Below are 18,213 nucleotides of genomic sequence, written 5' to 3'. Positions count from 1 at the left end.
CCCTGCGCGAGCCAGGGAACGACCGACACGCGCTCAACCGATGACCCGCACCGTGTATGCACCCGAGGCCGAGCCATCGTGGGCCAGACCGGCCGGGCAATGGGTCACGCCGCCGCCCGCGAAGTACAGCCCATCGCACTTCTTGCAATAGCGCCAGCTGCCCTGACCCTGGGCCGCGGGGTCATTGTGGACCAATGTGTAGTCGCCGCTCTGGGAGCCGTCATGCGCGCCCCCCGAGGCGCACTTCCCCCTGGCGCCCGCGAAGAACAGCCCCTCGCACTTCCGGCACCAGCGCCAGCCCGACTGCCCGGGCGCCCCCACGGAGTTGGCCAGCGCATACTCTCCGCTCCCGCTGGGGTCGTGCGGCACGATCGTCGTCGCCATGACGCCGACGGGCCGGCTGGCGCAGCTGCCCTGGCTGCTGTGCCCGCCGAAGAACAGCCCCTGGCACTTGCTGCACCAGCGCCACCCGCGTTGCCGGGTGACGAGCGGCCGATCGCCCGCCGGAAGGGCGCATCCCCATGAGTACACCTCACCGGCCGCGTTCACGCCGACCACGTACTGGGCCGCCGCGGAGATCTGGGTCAGCATGCCGTCGCGGTCCTCCCAGCCCGCGTTATCGACGCTCTCGAACAACGCAGTCCGCTCGCCGCCGATCAACCCCTGGGTCACCGCCGCTAGCACCACCTGCTTGCTCGAGCTGACCAGGCAGGCCCACAGGTGGGACGACCCGTCGCGCACGCCGACCGACAGCGCGCCGCGGGCCTCACCGCCGCGGAAGTCCCATCCGCCGCCGTTCCAGCGGAAGATCTGGCTCTCCGCGTTATAGCCATACATCACCTTCTGGCTCGCCACCGACACCATCCGCAGCTTGCCGTCCAGCTGGTCCCAGCCGCCGCCGTTCCAGCGGAAGATGTCGTCCTCCGCGTTGACGCCGACGACGGTGCCGTCCGCGGCCGCCGAGACCCAGCGCAGCCGCCCGGGCATCTCCTGCCAATCTCCGAACCAGCGAAAGATCTGGTCCGCGTCGTTGACACCCCAGATGTGATCGATCGACCCGACCGAGATCTGCTTCAGCGACCCCGGGACTGGCTGCCATTCACCGTTATTCCAGCGGCGGATCTGCTGCGCCGCGGTCAAGCCCCATATCTCGCCGTCGTCCCCCGCCGAGATATGCACCAAAGTTCCGATCTGCTTCTGCCAACCGCTTTCGCCCATGTCGTCCTCCGGATCCGCTGCGGCGCACGCTATCATGGCGCCACGACCCGGTCCACGGGCCGCCGCCCCACCGCCACGTCGCCCCCTGAACGCGCGGCCCTGCGCCGCGGGCCCGCGATCCTGTACGCCCGGACCCACCGCGCGTATCGTGCCCCGCGGAGACGCGGTGACCGGCCCGAACAAACGACGATTCCTCGCCCTCGCCCTCGCGTCGCTGCTGCTGGCGCTGTTCCTGAGCACATTCTGCGGCTCGCCCTTGCCCCCGCCCGCGCCGCTGACCGGCCCGCTGCCGCTCGCCTCGCCGCCCGCGACGATGGCGATGTTCCACCTGCCCACCGGCGTGACCCACCGCAGCGCCGGCTTCGCCTACCGCGGCGGCTCCTTCACCGACCACCGCGACTTCAGCATGAGCGCCGTGCTGGTCCAGCACCCGCGCGGCGACCTGCTCATCGACACCGGCTTCGGCCGCAATATCGACGCACATTTCTCGCAGATGCCCCTCGGCTTCCGGCTGATCACGAGCTACACACGGAGCCAGGCGGCCGCCGACCAGCTCGCCGCGGCCGGCTACGACCGCGGTCAGCTCCGCGGCATTATCCTCACACACGCCCACTGGGACCACGTCAGCGGCATCCCCGACCTCCCCGGCACCCCCGTCCTGATCACCGCCGACGAGCGCCGCTTCATCGCCGAGGGCGGCTCGATCACCGCAGTGGCCCGCGGCCTCGCCGACGTGAACTATGAGGAATACGAGATTCACCGGCGGCCCCTACCTCGGCTTCCCCCGCAGCCACGACGTCCACGGCGACGGCGCCATCGTCATCGTCCCGGCGCCCGGCCACACCCCCGGCTCCGTGATCGTGTTCGTCGCCCTGCCCGACGGACGCCGCCACGCCTTCGTCGGCGACCTCGCGTGGCAAACGGAGGGCATCACCGAGCGTCAAGAACGACCGTGGCTGCAGCGCTGCCTCGCCGACAGCGACGCCCAGGGCGTCCGCGACAACCTCCTGCGCATGGCCGCGATCGCGGCGCGCTTCCCCGAGATCACGATGGTCCCGGCCCACGACGCCCGCGGCTTCGCCGACCTGCCGCGGCTGTGAAGACCAGCACCACAAGCGCCAGGCCCTCCCCGCGCGAGAGGGGCCTCGCTGCACCACAAGCACAGCCGCCGCCCCCACCCTCGCCGCCGCCATCGCTGGCCTGCGTGGCCCCCGTCGCGCTGGCGCCGTCGCTGCTGGCGGCGCTGGTGTCCGCGCCACTCGGGTCGGGTTGCCACTCGGGTTGGAGCTCGTGCCGCCGCCCGTCGGCGTATCGGTGCCGCCGCCCGTCGGCGTATCGGTGCCGCCGGCCTCGCCGCTGGCATCCCCCGCGCTGGCCGAGCCGGTGCCGGTCTCGCCGCCGCCGCCCTCGTACAGCGGGCCGATGTACGAGGTGGCCGCGACGACGTTATCGTACCACTTGCGATTCTCCGCGATCGGGTTCGACCCGATGTGAAACGAGAGCCCGAAGCGGTCGATCTTCAGGCTGTCGACGTCGCGCAGGCGCAGGTTCTGGAAGTCGCCCGCCAATACCCCGTCGTACCAGAAGGCGATCCGTCCGTCGCGCTGCCCCGGCGTGTTGGCCTGGACCATGTATTCATAGCAGTGCCAGGTGTCGAGCTCCGGGATGATGTTCGCCCGCGGGATGAAGTCGGGGCCGAAGTAGTTCGGCGGCGGGTCGGGGTCGTAGGGCGTGATCGTGCCGTCCGAGTAGAAATGGTCGCCGTACTGCGAGCGCTGCTCCGGGTGGTAGACGTAGATGTTAAGCAGCCCCGGCGAGGCCGTCTCGGGCTCGCCGCGCCAGTTCTCCAGGTTGGCGAGGAACTTGTTGGTGCCGTCGGCCGGCACCCCGGGCGTGGCCTGCCCGTTGATGAAATAATGCGACGAGATCATCGAGCCGTTGTGGCTCGAACCGACGATGTCGTAGGGCCCGCGAAACTTCGAGTAGTAGCGCAGATACAGGGTATCCAGCTCGGGCGAGACGCTGCGGTCGGTCGCGTTGCTGAGCTCGGCCTCCTGCTGCGGCACCGTGAACTCGAGCGCCTGGCCGCCCGCGAACACGTTCTCGGGCTCGGTCGCGAGCCGGATCTGATCGACCTGATAGACCCCCGCGTCCCAGCGCGTCGGCAGCTGCGAGGCATCCTGGTAGCCCTCGAAGTCGTCGGCGAACACGACCGCAGGGTCCGCGTCGATGCCGGCGTCGCCGGGGTACTTCGCCGCGATCCCCTGATCGCCCTCGGGCAGGGGATCGGCGGCGAGGGCGGTGCGCGTCAGCGCGAAGACGACGGTGGATACGGTGATGCAGCGCAAGCCGTCACGCTACCACGGCCCGCGTGCTCGCTGATAGCCCGCGCTCGCGCGCGGGACCGATCAGGCCACGATCAGGCCACGATCAGGCCACGATCACGGCAGCATCTCGCCGGTGATCTCGAAGTAGAACAGGTGCCGCAGCTGGTCGTGCCCGAGCGTGCTCGGGTGGGTGCAATCCGACGCGTACCAGTTCGGTGGATTGTTGTAGCCGTGATCGTAGAAGTGCGCGTGCATGTCGACCGCGGTCTGGTCGCGCGCCAGCACGACGTCGCGGATGTTGAGGTTCCAGGCGTCGAAGTACATATCGGTGGGGATCGCCGGCAGCCCCTTGCCGAACGCGCACTTGCCCTGGCTGAAATTCCCCTGGCCGTCGCTGGCGTCGTAGATATTGCCCTCGAACACGCGGACCAGGACGCCGGCGCCGAAGCGGTCCGGCGCCAGCAGCTCGGCCAGCGCCGCGTCCACGTTGGCCGCGACCTTCTGCTTGATCGGCCCGTCGAGGCCGCCGAGGACCTGCGGCAGCGCGGCCTTCATGTCGTTGCCGCCGCTGGTGATGACGACGGCGACCGGCCCCGGCAGCTGCTTCGGCAGCCCCTTGGCCTGGCCCAGCAGCGCGCCCGTCTCGCTGCCGCTCTGGGCGTTGTTGACATACTTGAACCCCGGGCCGTACTTGGCGGCGAGGTCGTCGCGCAGGAGGTTGTAATAAAACGGGGGCTGCCCGCCGCCGTCGCTGATCGAGTCGCCCAGCACCACCAGCGAGGCCGGCGCGAACGCCTCGGGCGGCTCCCCGGTGCTCGACGAGCTGCCCTCGGCGCCGCTGCTCGAGTCGGACGATACACCGGAGCTGCTGGCGCCCGTCACCGCGGTCGTGCTCGCGTCGACCGACCCGGTGCTCGCCCCGGTATCCCCCGTGTCACCCGTGTCGACCACCCCGGAGCTGGCCCCGGTGGTCGGCAGCGACGAGCCCGTGCTATCGCTCGACGATCCCGGCGCGCTCGTCGAGCCCAGGTCGGCCCCGGTCGACCCCGAGGCCGCGCTGCTGTTGTTGGATTCGCCGTTGCAGGCGAGGGCGAGGCTGAAGAGGCCGAGGGCGAGGCGACGCATCGGCGCGACCATAGGCCGCCCCGCGCCGGGTGACCAGCGCTTTTTCGCGCGGTCCCCCTATCGCTCGGCGAGGACGACGACGCGACTGGCCGCCGTCGCGTCGACCGTCGCCGTGGCGCAGCGGCCCTGCGCGGCGCCACCGACGATCGCACAGACGGTGTAGATACCGGCCGCGATATCGTCGAAGATCGCCGGCCTCGGGCCGTCCTCGCCGCCGAGGAGCAGCGCCCGCGCGGCCCCACCGTCGGCGCCCCGGGCCGCCTTGAGCCCCGCGAGGTCGGTCGCCGGCCGGACCTCACCGTTGAGCAGGAAGTAGCGCATCTGCGAGGTATCGGCCGGGGCCCTGGCGTCGACGAGCAGCGACCCGTCGGTCACCAGGCGATCACCCAGCGTCCCGGCGGCGTAGGCCGCCCCGATCTCGCGATGGGCCAGGAGCCGCTGGATGCGCTCGCCGTGGCGCCCCTGCAAGCGCTCCGACTCTGGTGATGGAGTGCCCGCCTTGTCCGCAACCACGGGCACGGCGACGGGCTCCTTCACCGCCTCGCTGCGCCCCGGCGCCGGCGCCTCCTCGCAACTCACCAACCACAGCGACGCGAGCAACCCTGGGATCGTACGGTGCACCATCGAGGCAGCATATCAGGACAGGGCCCGCGCAGACGGAGCTCGCGCTCGCTATTTGCGGCGCGGCTGCGCGATCCCGGGTGCCCATCCTGATATCCTCGCCCGGCATGCGCCCGGGGGGCCCCGGCGCGCGCTCCTGTCCGCCGGGGGGGCCCTGGCCGGCGCCGGTGGGGGTGGGGCGGGGGCGGGGGGGGCCGGGGGGGGGCCGCCCCTCGTGGGGGTGGCGGGCGGCCGCTGGGGTTGTCCCCGGCCGGGGCGCCGCCCGACCCCCCCTTCGCCCGCCCGCGTCGGGGCCGCCCGCGGCGCCCCGCCCCCGCGGGGGGGGCGGCGCCGCCCCCGCGGGGGGGGGGGGCGCCGCGGCCCGCCGCGGGGCCGCGCCGCCGCGCGCCCCGGGCGCGCCCGCCCCCGCCCCCCGGGGCGGGGGGGCCCCGGGGGGGGGGGGGGGCGGGGGGGGGGCCCGCGCCGGGGGCGGGCGCCCGGGGGCCGCGCCCGGCGGGCGCCGGGGGGCGCCGGGCCGGGGGGGCCCGCGGGCGCGCGGGCGGGGGGGGGGGGGCCCCGGGCGCGGGGGCGGGGGGCCGCGGGGGGGGGGCGCCGGGGGGGGCCCCGGCCGCCGCGCCGCCGGGGGGGGGGGGCCCGGGGGCCCCCGGGGGGGCCCGGGGGGGCCGGGCCGGGGGGGGGCGGGGGGGGGGGGGGGGGGGGGGGGGGGGGGGCGGGCCCGGCGCCCCGGGGGGGCACCAACGGTCACCACACCGCGAGCAGCGACGGCCCCCTCGGCGTGGTCGTCTGGGGCCTCGACAGCTATTCGTCGTACGCGTATCCAGCCGGCGGCAGCACCCGCACGCTCAGCGACGTCGTGGTCCCTCCGGGCTGACCCGACGCGCGCGGCATGTGCGGCCAGCGTCGGGCGCCACGCGATCGAGGGCAGGGCTTCGTGACCCGGCCGCGGACGCGGCTCAGTACGGCCGCTGGCCCATGAAGTTGCCCGGCGGATCGTAGTTGCAGACCCACACCTCGGTGTCGCCGCACGCCGCCATCGCGCAGCCGAGGCGCTGGCTCGCGCGCCACACGATCTGCGTGTAATGCCCGCACACCCCCTTGCAACGATTGCGCTTCGCGTCGTAGTCGGCCAGCTCCGCGGCCCAGGTGTCGACCACCTCGCCGGCGCCCGGCGCCTGGCCCGTCGCGCTGTAGATGTTCTCGCCGTGACGCTGCGCGTCGGGCCCCGCGTGCGGCCGGTGCTCGAGCGGGCAGCCGCGCCGCTGCAGCTTGTCGGCCCAGCGCTGGGCGTAGCGGGCGAGCTCGGGCGACCACTCGATCGGCCCGACGCCGACACTCGCGCGCACCCGGTTGTGCGCCGCGGTGATGCCGACGAGTCGACCCGACTCGGGATCGGCCTTCGACGCCGGCGCCGCCTCCCGCGTATCCTGCCGCGTCGCCGGCGGCCGCGGCGCGACCGCGTGACTGGCGGGGGCCGGCCGCGGCTCCGGACCCGGACGGTCGCTGCGGCACGCCGATGGAAACGCAACCAGCGAGGCGACGAAAACTGCGGCGTGGTGTTGGCGAAGCATGCGGTCCGGGTCCCAGCGGAGCATCGCTGATTCCCGGGCCCACGCCAACGCGCGAAGCCGTGCGCAGCACCAGCCCGGGCGTCCAGCGGTGAATGCACCGCGATTCGCACCGCGATTCGCACCGCGATTCGCACCGCGAACGGCACCGCGATTCGCAGCGTGAGTCGCACCGCGAATACGGCCGCGAATGTCGCCCAGAGCGCTGCCCCGAAGCGGCATCCACAATCAGCGCAGCCGGCGCCGACTGCCCGCGGATTTGCAATACCGCTTTCCGGGACCTCGCCTACCCTCGCGCCTCGATCGAGGTCCAGCTTGCTTCACGCGCCGCACCACCATGCATCCGACGCGCTCACCCGGGCCTGGCCCGGCCACGACAGCGTCGTGAACGATTGACCCGCGTCACCGCAGCTGCGGGCCGCGCCTGGCGTCGCGCCTGGCGTCGCGCCTGGTCGCGCGCCCGCACGCAGGACGCCATCGTGCGCGAGGAGCAGCCGCTGCGCGCCGAGCTGTTCAGCGTGAGCCAGCTCGAGCACTACGCCGGCACCCTCGCCGGCTGGCACGAGCTCGCCGCCCCGGGCCGCCGCTTCGTCGATCACTTGCTGCCGCGCCTCAGCGCCAACGAGCTCGCGCTGCGCGACGCCCACGCCCTGCTCACCACCGCGGTCCGGGCCGGCACGCGCATCACGCCCGCCGCGGAGTGGTTCATCGACAACTATCACCTGATCGAGGAGCAGATCCGGACCGCCCGGCGCCACCTGCCCCGCGGCTACAGCCGCGAGCTGCCGCGCCTCGCCAACGCGCTCACCCCGGGCATCCCCCGCGTCTACGACATCGCCATCGAGCTCATCTCGCACGCGCACGGCCGCGTCGACATCGACGGCCTGCGTGCCTTCGTCGCCGCCTACCAGGCCACGCGCCCGCCCGCCCTCGGCGAGCTGTGGGCGATGCCGATCATGCTGCGCCTGGCGCTGGTCGAGAACCTGCGCCGCATCGCCGCGCGGGTCACCGCCGGGCGCCGCGATCGCCAGCGAGCCACCCACTGGGTCGGGCGCATGCTCGCCGTCGCCGCCGTCGATCCGGCCCGCGTCGTGCTGGTCCTCGCCGCCATGGTCGAGGCCAGCCCCGCCCTCTCCAACGCCTTCGTGGCCGAGTTCTCCAGCCTGCTGCAGGGCCAGGGTCCGGCCCTGATGTTCCCGGTCAGCTGGCTCGAGCAGCGCCTGGCCGAGCAGGGCCTCAGCATCGAGCAGGTGTTTCAGCTGGCCTCCCAGAGCCAGGCCGCCGACCAGGTCGCGATCGGCAACAGCATCGGCAGCCTGCGCTTCCTCGGGGCCACCGACTGGCGGGACTTCGTCGAGGCGATGAGCGTCGTCGAGGCCACGCTGCGCCGCGACCCCGCCGGCGTGTACGCGGCGATGGACTTCGCCACCCGCGATCGCTACCGCCACGTGGTCGAGGCGATCGCCAAGCGCAGCCCGCTGCGCGAGGACGAGGTGGCACAGGCCGCGCTGCGCCTGACGGACGATCCCCACGCCGACGACACCGCGACGCCAGGTCGCGGCCACGTCGGTTATTTCCTCATCGACGCCGGCCGACCCGCGCTCGAGCGCGCCGCCAGGATGCACCGCGGCCCCGGCAGCCGCCTCCGCCGCCTCGCCGGGCGCCACCCGCTGCTCGCCTACACCAGCGCCGTCACCGTGCTCGCCCTCGCGGCCACCGGCATGATCGCCGACGCGGCCGCCGACGCCGCGCTGCCGACCTGGGCGCTCGCCCCCGCCGTGCTGCTCCTCGCGCTCGCGTGCAGCCAGCTCGCCCTCGCCGTCGTGCACTGGGCGGCGACCTTGCTCGTGCGCCCGCACCTGCTGCCCCGCCTCGACTTCTCGGCGGGGATCCCCGCCGAGCACCGCACCGTCGTCGCCGTGCCGACCCTGCTCACCGACCCCGCCGAGGTCGACGCGCTGCTCGAGGCGCTCGAGGTCCGCTACCTCGCCAACCGCGACGATCAGCTGACCCTCGCGCTGATCACCGACTTCCGCGACGCGGCCAGCGAGCGCATGCCCGGCGACGACGCCCTGCTCGCGCGCGCCAGCGCCGGCATCCAGGCCATGAACGCCCGCCACGCCCGCGGGCGGCCCGGCGTTTCTACCTGTTCCACCGCAAGCGCTGCTGGAACCCGCGCGAGGGCGTGTGGATGGGCTGGGAGCGCAAGCGCGGCAAGCTCGAGCAGTTCAACGCGGCCCTGCGCGGCCAGGCCGACGGCTTCTCCACGATCGTCGGCGAGCTCGCGGCGCTGCAGGGCGTCCGCTATGTCATCGCCCTCGACAGCGACACCCAGCTGCCGCGCGACGCGGCCCGCCAGCTCGCCGGCACCCTCGCCCACCCGCTCAACCGGCCGCACCACGACGAGCGCCTCGGCCGCGTCACCAGCGGCTACTCGATCCTCCAGCCCCGCGTCGCCATCACCCTCGCCAGCGTCGGCCGCTCCCGCTTCGCCCGCCTGTTCGCCGGCGAGCCCGGCATCGACCCCTACACCCTCGCCGTCTCCGACGTGTACCAGGACCTGTTCGCCGAGGGCTCCTTCGTCGGCAAGGGCATCTACGACGTCGACGCCTTCGCCCGCGCGCTGCACGGCCGACTGCCCGAGAATCACATCCTCAGCCACGACCTGCTCGAAGGCGCCTACGCCCGCGCCGGCCTGGTCAGCGACATCACCCTGTTCGAGGACTATCCCTCGGCCCACGCCGCGGACCTGTGCCGCCGCGACCGCTGGATGCGCGGCGACTGGCAGATCGTCGCCTGGCTCTGGGGACATGTTCACGACAGCGGCGGGCGCCGGGTGCGAAACCCGATCTCCACCCTCTCGCGCTGGAAGCTGATCGACAACCTGCGCCGCAGCCTGGTCCCGGTCGCCCTGCTCGCGCTGCTCCTGATCGGCTGGGCCGTCGGCGCCGCGCTCGCGGTGACGCTGGTCGTGCTCGGCGTCCTCGCGCTCCCCGGCCTGCTCACCGCCGCCGCCGAGCTCGTCCGCCGACCGACCGAGCTGCCGCGCCGCCAGCACCTCCGCGCGGTCGCCCGGACCCTCGGACGCCAGCTCCTGCGCGAGGGCTTCGCGGTCGCCACCCTGCCCCACGACGCCCTCCTCGCCCTCCGCGCGATCGCCCGGACCCTGCTGCGTGTGCTGTTCACCCGCCGCAAGCTGCTCGAGTGGCGCACCGCCGCCGACGCCCAGCGGGGCGCCGCCACCACCCTCGCTGGCTGCTACGCGCTGATGTGGATCGCACCGGCGACCGCGCTCGCCACCAGCCTCGCCCTCGCCCTCCTGCGCCCCGACGCGATCGTCGTCGCCGCCCCGGTGCTCGCGCTGTGGGCCCTCGCGCCCGCCCTGGCCGCCTGGCTCAGCCAGCCGCTGCGCCCCGTTCCCCACCGCCTCGCCGAGCCCGAGCTCCGCTTCCTGCGCAGCGTGGCCCGCCGGACCTGGCGCTTCTTCGAGACCTTCGTGACCCCCGAGGACAACGACCTCCCGCCCGACAACTTCCAGGAGGACCCGCCCCAGGGCGTCGCCCACCGCACCTCGCCCACCAACATCGGCCTCGCCCTCACCGCCAACCTCGCCGCCCACGACTTCGGCTACCTCTCGACCGCCGGCCTCATCGACCGCTGCAGCAGGACCCTCGCCGCCATGGACCGCCTGCAGCGTCACCGCGGCCACCTGTTCAACTGGTACGACACCCGCACGCTCGAGCCCCTGCGGCCGAGGTACGTCTCCACCGTCGACAGCGGCAACCTGGCCGGCCACCTGCTCACCCTCGCCGCCGGCCTCGGCGAGCTCGCCGACCACCGCCTGCTCCGCCCCGAGACCTTCGCGGGCCTCGTCGACACCCTCGACCTGCTCGCCGACCTGAGCCCGTCGGCGCCCGACCTGCACGCCGAGCTCCAGCGAATGCGCCTCACCGCCGTCGCCCCGCCGACCCTCTCGGCCGCCCACCGCTCGCTCACCGCGCTGCTCACCGACACCCGCGAGCTCACCCGCCTCGCCGGCCTGCAGCGCGACCCCGAGGCCGACTGGTGCGCCCAGGCCATCGCGTCGCAGTGCCAGCACGCGCTCGCCGAGCTCGAGCACATGGCGCCGTGGACCGCCCTGCTCTCGGCCCCGATGATGGTCGGGCCCGCGTCGATCCCGGGCGAGCTCGCCGCGTCGCTCGCCCGCCTCGACGCGGGCCCGACCTCACGGACGTCGCCGGCCTCGCCCACGCGCTGGCCCCGATCGATCGCGCCTCCACGACCCGCCGCCGACACCACGCCTGGCTCGCCGACTGCGGATCGCCTGCGCGGCCAGCGAGCGCGCCCGATCGCTCACCGGCTCGCGCTGGCCCGCTGCGAGGAGTTCGCCGACCTCGACTACGACTTCCTGTACGACCGCGAGCGCCACCTCCTGGCGATCGGCTACAACGTCCACGACTACCGCCTCGACGCCAGCTACTACGACCTGCTCGCCTCCGAGGCCCGCCTCGCCAGCTTCGTCGCCATCGCCCAGGGCAAGCTCCCGCAGGAGCACTGGTTTAGCCTCGGCCGCCTGCTCACCACCACCGGCGGCAAGCCGGCGCTGCTCTCGTGGAGCGGCTCGATGTTCGAGTACCTGATGCCGCTCCTGATCATGCCGACCTACGCCGGCACGATCCTGGGCGAGACCTACCGCGCCGTGGTCGCCCGCCAGATCGAGTACGGCCGCGAGCGCGGCGTGCCCTGGGGCGTCTCCGAGTCCGGCTACAACAAGACCGACGCCCAGCTCAACTATCAATACCGGGCCTTCGGCGTGCCCGGCCTCGGCTTCAAGCGCGGCCTCGCCGACGACCTGGTCGTCGCCCCCTATGCGACCGCGATGGCCCTCATGGTCGACCCCGCCGCCGCGACCGACAACCTGCGCCGGCTCGCCCGCGACGGCATGCTCGGCGGCCACGGCTTCTACGAGGCGATCGACTACACCCCCGCCCGTCTGCCCCGCGGCAAGGACAGCGTCAGCGTGCGCTCGTACATGGCGCACCACCAGGGCATGGCCTTCCTGTCGTTCGCCTACCTCCTGCTCGGCCGCCCGATGCAGCGCCGCTTCGACGCCCAGCTGGCGTTTCGCGCCACCGACCTCCTGCTACAGGAGCGCGTCGCCCGGACCCCACCGATCTATCCCCACCCGGCCGAGGTCGCCCTCAGCACCGTGACCCCGGCCGAGGCCGAGCCGAACCTGCGCATCTTCACCACGCCGAACACCGCGGCGCCCGAGCTGCACCTGCTGTCGAACGGCAGCTACCACGTCGCCATCACCAACGCCGGCGCCGGCTACAGCCGCTGGCGCGACCTGGCCGTCACCCGCTGGCACGAGGACCCCACCCGCGACAGCTGGGGCAGCTTCTGCTACCTCCGCGACGTCACCAGCCACGCGTTCTGGTCGGTCGCCTTCCAGCCCACCCTGGTCGCCGCCGCGAGCTACGAGGCGATCTACACCCAGGGCCGCGCCGAGTTTCGCCGCCGCGACGGCGACATCGAGACCCACGTCGAGATCAGCGTGTCACCCGAGGACGACGTCGAGCTGCGCCGGGTGTGCGTCACCAACCGCGGCCGGACCCGATCGCAGCATCGAGCTGACCAGCTACGCCGAGGTCGTGCTCACCACCCCCGCCGCCGACGCGGCCCACCCCGCGTTCAGCAACCTGTTCGTCCAGACCGAGCTGGTGCGCCCGCGCCAGGCCATCCTGTGCACCCGGCGGCCGCGCTCCGGCGGCGAGAAGCCGCCGCACATGCTGCACCTCATGAGCGTCCAGGGCGCGACCCTCGGCCCCACCTCCTACGAGACCGACCGCGCCGCGTTCATCGGCCGCGGTCGATCGCTCGCCGACCCGGCGGCGATGCACCGCCCCGCGCTCGCCGACAGCGAGGGCTCCGTCCTCGATCCGGTGGTGGCGATCCGCAACACGGTGCTGCTCCGCCCGCACGAGACCGTACGGATCCACCTCGTCACCGGCATCGCCGAGACCCGCGAGGCCGCCCTCGCCCTGATCGAGAAGTACAGCGATCGCCACTCCGCCGAGCGCGTGCTAGGGCTGTCGTGGACCCACAGCCAGGTGCTGCTGCGCCGCATCGACGCCAGCGAGGCGGACACCCAGCTCTACGAGCGCCTCGCCGGCCACATCCTGTATTCGAACCCACGCCTGCGCGCGCCCCGGAGCGTGCTCGCCCGCAACCGCAACGGCCAGTCGGCGCTGTGGGCCTACGGCATCTCGGGCGACCTGCCGATCGCGCTGGTCCGCATCGCCGACAGCGGCCACCTCGCGCTGCTGCGCCAGATGGTCAAGGCCCACGCCTTCTGGCGCCTCAAGGGCCTCGCCGCGGACCTCGTGATCTGGAACGAGGACCCGTCCGGCTACCGCCAGGTCCTGCACGACGAGATCCTCGCCGTGATCGGCTCGCTCTCCGAGGGCAGCCTGCTCGACCGCCCCGGCGGCATCTTCGTGCCCCGCAGCGAGCAGCTCGCCGAGGACGACAGGGTGCTCATGCAGACCGTCGCGCGCCTCATCGTCCACGGCGCTGACGGCCCGCTCGTCGACCAGATGAAGCGCCGCGCGCACGCCGAGATGCCGCCGCCCCTGCACCCCGGCAAGGCTCCGCTGCCCGCCCCGCCCGAGCCCTCGCCCACCCGCGCCCTGGTCCGCCCCGACCTCGTCGCATTCAACGGCCAGGGCGGCTTCACCCGCGACGGCCGCGAATACATCATCACCACCAGCCGCGACCACCGCACGCCCGCGCCGTGGGTCAACGTGATCGCAAACCCGTGGTTTGGCACCGTCGTCAGCGAGGCCGGCAGCGCATATACCTGGTGCGAGAATGCCCACAGTTATCGCATTACTCCCTGGCACAACGACCCCGTCGGCGACCCCGGCGGCGAGGCCTTCTATCTCCGCGACGAGGACGACGGCCGCTTCTGGTCGCCGACCCTGCTCCCGGCCGGCGGCGCCGCGCCCTACACCACCCGCCACGGCTTCGGCTATTCGGTGTTCGAGCACGCCGAGGCCGGCGTCGCCAGCGAGCTGCGCTGCTATGTCGCCACCGACGCGCCGATCAAGTTCATGGTCCTCAAGCTGCGAAACCACTCCGGGCGCGCGCGCAGGCTGTCGATCACCGGCCTCTTCGAGCTCGTGCTCGGCACCAGCCGCGCCAGCAACCTGCCCCACGTCGTCACCGAGCAGGACCTCGGCAGCGGGGCCCTGTTCGCCCGCAACGCCTACTCCAGCGAATTCGCCGCGCGCGTCGCCTTCCTCGACTGCAGCGAGGGCACGCGCTCCGTCACCGGCGATCGCCTCGAGTTCATCGGCCGCAACGGCGACCTCGCCCGACCCGCCGCCATGCAGCGCGCCCGCCTCTCGGGCCGCGTCGGCGCCGGCTTCGACCCCTGCATGGCCATGCAGGTCACCGTCGATCTGGCCGACGGCCAGGAGCGCGAGCTGGCCTTTTGCCTCGGCTCCGGCCGCGACCTCGCCGACGCGCGCACCCTCGTGCACCGCTTCCGCGGCACCGGACCCGCCCGCGTCGCCCTCGCCGCCGTCTGGTCCTACTGGAACCGCACCCTCGGCGCAGTCCACGTGCAGACCCCCGACCCCGCGCTCGACTTCCTCGCCAATGGCTGGCTCCTCTACCAGGTGCTGGCCGCCCGAATGTGGGGTCGCAGCGGCTACTATCAATCCGGCGGCGCGTTCGGCTTCCGCGACCAGCTGCAGGACGCGACCGCCCTGGTCCACGCCGAGCCGGCGGTCCTGCGCGAGCAGCTCCTGCGCGCGGCCGGCCGGCAATTCCGCGAGGGTGACGCCCAGCACTGGTGGCACCCGCCGACCGGCCGCGGCGTCCGCACCCACATCTCCGACGATTATCTGTGGCTCCCGTATGTCGTGTGTCATTACGTCGAGGCCCTGGGCGACACCGGGGTCCTCGACGAGATCGTGCCCTTCCTCGACGGCCGCGCCGTCCTGGCCGACGAGGACAGCTATTACGACCTGCCCGTCCGCTCCGACGAATCGGCCAGCCTCTACGAGCACTGCGTCCGGGCGATCCGCCACGGCCTGCGCTTCGGCGCCCACGGCCTGCCCCTGATCGGCAGCGGCGACTGGAACGACGGCATGAACCTGGTCGGCGCCCACGGCGAGGGCGAGAGCGTGTGGCTCGCCTTCTTCCTCCACGACGTGCTGACCCGCTTCGCCCGCCTGGCGCGGCGTCGCGACGACGACGCCCTCGCCGAGCTGTGCACGCGCGAGGCCGACGGGCTGCGCCGCAACATCGAGGCCCACGGCTGGGACGGCGAGTGGTACCGCCGCGCCTACTTCGACAGCGGCGAGCCGCTCGGCTCGGCCGCCAACAGCGAGTGTCAGATCGACTCGCTGCCGCAGAGCTGGGCCGTGCTCTCGCAGGCCGGCGATCCAGCGCGCGCCCGCATGGGCCTGGACGCCGTCGATCGCCGCCTGGTCCGCCGCGACCTCGGCCTCATCCAGCTGTTCGACCCGCCCTTCGACCACTCGGACATGAAGCCCGGCTACGTGAAGGGCTACGTGCCCGGCGTCCGCGAGAACGGCGGACAATACACGCACGCCGCGATCTGGACCGTCATGGCCTTCGCCGCCCTCGGCGACGTCGCCCGCGCCTGGGAGCTGTTCGCCCTGCTGAACCCGATCCACCACGGCGACAGCGCCGCCGCGATCGCGGTCTACAAGGTCGAACCATACGTGGTCGCCGCCGATGTCTACACCAACCCGCAGCACGCCGGCCGCGGCGGCTGGACCTGGTACACCGGCTCGGCCGCGTGGATGTACCGCCTCATCCTCGAGTCCCTGCTCGGCCTCCGCCTCGAGGTCGACCACCTCCGCGTCGCGCCCCTCATCCCCGCCGACTGGAACGGCTTCGACCTCGACTATCGCTATCGTCGCACGACCTATCACCTCCACGTGCGCAGGCTCGGCCCCGGACGCGAGGTCACGCGCGTCCTCTGCGACCAGGTGCAGCAGCAGGGGCCGACGATCCCGCTGCGCGACGACGGCAGCGAACACCACGCCCTGGTCGAGATCGGCCGCCCGCCAGCCCTGGACGCGGCCCCGCCGGCGCCCGCATAATCGCCGCCGATGCGACCAGCCCTCATCATCCTCGCCCTCATGGCCGCCAGCTGCGGCGACGACAAGTCCGACACCACGACCGCGGCGACCGACAGCGGCACGAGCGACGGCACGGCCGCCACCACCATGCCCACGGGCAGCGCCGGCACGAGCGAGGCGACGGGGCACAGCGGGCACCATGGGCACCGCCACCAGCGAGCCCACCAGCGCCGGCGAGAGCACCGGCACGCTCCCGAGCGGCAGCTGCCGCAGCGCGGCCGACTGCGAGAACATCGAGGACTGCGTCCCGCCCGGCGCCGTCACCTGCGGCGGCGCGACCGGCTGCACCCTCGACGGCGCCCCCTGCAACACCGACCCCGAGTGCGGCGGCACCCCGGACGCGCCCCAGATCTGCGTGCCCGACCCCTGCTGCGGCATGAGCCTCTGCCAGCCCGGCTGCCTCGGCCCCGCCGACTGCGGCCCCGCGGCAATGTGCGGCGCCGATGCCCGCTGCGTCCCCGCGACCTGCACCGACGAGCCAGACTGCCCCGCCAACTACAGCTGCACCGCGAACACCTGCGCGCAGACGCCGTGCGACAGCGACGCCCAGTGCGACGGCTTCTGCGTCAACGGCGGCTGCCAGCCCGCCCTCGGCTACTGCATGGGCCCCGCGGCCTGACGCAGCGACCCCCGACCCCCCAGATATTCGCAACGGGCCGCTGGCGATGCCCCCACGGACATGTTCCTATGGCCATGTCCCCCGGGACATGTCCTGACATTGACCCGACAGCCTACCCGAGCCCCGCCCGCGTGTGAAGATTGATCACACCCCGGCTGACCCCGGCCCGCGCAGCGGCAGCCGCACCGTGAACGTCGTGCCGCCCCCCGGCACGCTGGCGACATCGATCGTCCCACCGAGCGACCGCACGATCTGCCGGCTCAGCGACAGCCCGAGCCCGGTGCCCTGGTGCCGGCGCTCGGCCGACGGGTGCACCTGCACGAACGGCTCGAAGATGCGGGAGCGCTGCGTCTCCGACATGCCGATCCCGGTGTCGCGCACCTGCAGCAGCACCCCGTCGTCGCCGAGCTCCGCGGCCACGAAGATGCGCCCGTGGTCGGTGAACTTGCAGGCGTTACTGACCAGATTCAGCAGCACCTGCATCAGCCGCCGCTCGTCGGTCGCCACCCGCGGCAGCCCGGGCGCCACCACGACGTCGAGGGTGTTGTGATTGGCCGCCACCAGCGGCCGGACCGTCTCGCGCACCTGCGCGAGCAGCACGGCGAGCTCGACCTCGACGACCTCGAGCTGGATCGCCTCGGCCTCGATCCGCGAGACATCGAGCAGGTCCTTGAGCAGCGCCAGCAGCTGCTGGCTGGCCCGGCTGATCTGCGCGACCTCGCCGGCGATCTCGGTCTGCCCACGCTCCGAGAGCTCCTCATGGACCAGCTCGCTGTAGCCGAGGACGCTGTTGAGCGGCGTGCGCAGCTCGTGGCTGACGTGCCGGAGGAACTCGGTCTTGCTGCGATTGGCCGCGTCCGCCGCCGCACGGGCCACCTCCGCCGCCTCGCGGGCGGCATCCAGGGCCCGGTTGAGCGCCACCAGATCCTCCTCCGCGCGCCGCCGGGCCCCCTCGAACACCCACGCGAGCTGGGCGGAGGTCAGCGTCATCGTCACCGCCATGACGATGAACACGCTGGCCAGCGAGCCCAGCAGGGCCGGCCCCGGGAGCGGCAGCAGCAGCCCGGCCGCCAGCGCGGCGAGGGCGAGGGCCACCGCGCTGACCAGCCCGACCACGCGCCCGAGGAAGAACGCCGCGAGCAGCGGGACGATCGGGAACCCGACCAGCGCCGGCACCGGGAACGCCCCGAGCAGCCAGCAGTACAGCGGCATGGTCACGACCAGCAGGATGACGATCAGCGCCGCCGGCAGGCGATACGAACTGAGCCGATACTGCAGGTACGGCAGCAGCCCCAGCGCCGCGGCCGTGAGCACGACGACCGCCAAATTGGTGTCGAGGATCCCGGCCCAGATCACGACCACACCGATGACGAGCACGAAGCCGCAGATGCCGAGCGAGCCCAGCAGCAGCATCTGCGCGCGCAGCCGGTCCTCACGGTTGGCCCGCAGCTTCGGCGGGATCATCCGTTCGAGCAGCGCTGGGGTGTCACGCGACAAGGGCGCTCGAGGGTCGCAGGTCGCCCGCGTCCGTGGCAACCCCCACCCGACCCGCCCAC

7 protein-coding genes and 2 pseudogenes are annotated in these 18,213 nt (G+C 73.2%); 3 read left to right on the top strand and 6 right to left on the bottom strand.

What is annotated here, in order from left to right; translation table 11 throughout:
- Positions 1-33 precede the first annotated feature (33 nt).
- A complete protein-coding gene (locus IPJ59_RS36850) occupies positions 34-1,218 on the bottom strand; it encodes a tectonin domain-containing protein (RefSeq protein WP_293275847.1) in 1,185 nt (394 codons plus the stop codon).
- Here IPJ59_RS36850 and IPJ59_RS38640 point away from each other — a divergent pair.
- Positions 1,217-1,807 (top strand): annotated as a pseudogene (locus IPJ59_RS38640) (hypothetical protein); the annotation flags it as partial. The gene IPJ59_RS36850 and the pseudogene IPJ59_RS38640 sit on opposite strands and share 2 nt — an antisense overlap.
- 115 nt (positions 1,808-1,922) lie before the next feature.
- Here IPJ59_RS38640 and IPJ59_RS36845 read toward each other — a convergent pair.
- The 4 genes from IPJ59_RS36845 to IPJ59_RS36830 form a co-directional block, all read right to left on the bottom strand.
- On the bottom strand, positions 1,923-3,566 hold the full coding sequence (locus IPJ59_RS36845; protein WP_293275846.1) for a hypothetical protein: 1,644 nt from the start codon (positions 3,564-3,566) through the stop codon (positions 1,923-1,925).
- A 93-nt stretch (positions 3,567-3,659) separates the two neighbouring features.
- Entirely contained in the window at positions 3,660-4,670 is a 1,011-nt protein-coding gene (locus IPJ59_RS36840; protein WP_293257742.1) for an SGNH/GDSL hydrolase family protein, read from the bottom strand.
- A gap of 57 nt (positions 4,671-4,727) precedes the next feature.
- A complete protein-coding gene (locus IPJ59_RS36835; protein ID WP_293257739.1) occupies positions 4,728-5,294 on the bottom strand; it encodes a hypothetical protein in 567 nt (188 codons plus the stop codon).
- A gap of 950 nt (positions 5,295-6,244) precedes the next feature.
- A complete protein-coding gene (locus IPJ59_RS36830) occupies positions 6,245-6,859 on the bottom strand; it encodes a CAP domain-containing protein (RefSeq protein ID WP_293257736.1) in 615 nt (204 codons plus the stop codon).
- A 473-nt stretch (positions 6,860-7,332) separates the two neighbouring features.
- Here IPJ59_RS36830 and IPJ59_RS38795 point away from each other — a divergent pair.
- Positions 7,333-15,999 (top strand): annotated as a pseudogene (locus tag IPJ59_RS38795) (GH36-type glycosyl hydrolase domain-containing protein).
- 178 nt (positions 16,000-16,177) lie between these two features.
- Positions 16,178-16,657, top strand: coding sequence for a hypothetical protein (locus IPJ59_RS36810; protein WP_293275843.1), 480 nt, complete (start codon positions 16,178-16,180; stop codon positions 16,655-16,657).
- 144 nt (positions 16,658-16,801) lie between these two features.
- On the opposite strand, the gene IPJ59_RS36805 is transcribed toward IPJ59_RS36810, so the two are convergent.
- Positions 16,802-18,154, bottom strand: a complete 1,353-nt coding sequence (locus tag IPJ59_RS36805; protein WP_293275842.1) for a sensor histidine kinase — start codon at positions 18,152-18,154, stop codon at positions 16,802-16,804.
- Positions 18,155-18,213 lie beyond the last annotated feature (59 nt).

Origin of the sequence: Nannocystis sp., from assembly GCF_016714285.1 — a bacterium.
GTDB lineage: Bacteria > Myxococcota_A > Polyangia > Nannocystales > Nannocystaceae > Nannocystis.
This window is presented reverse-complemented; position numbering and strand designations above follow the sequence as displayed.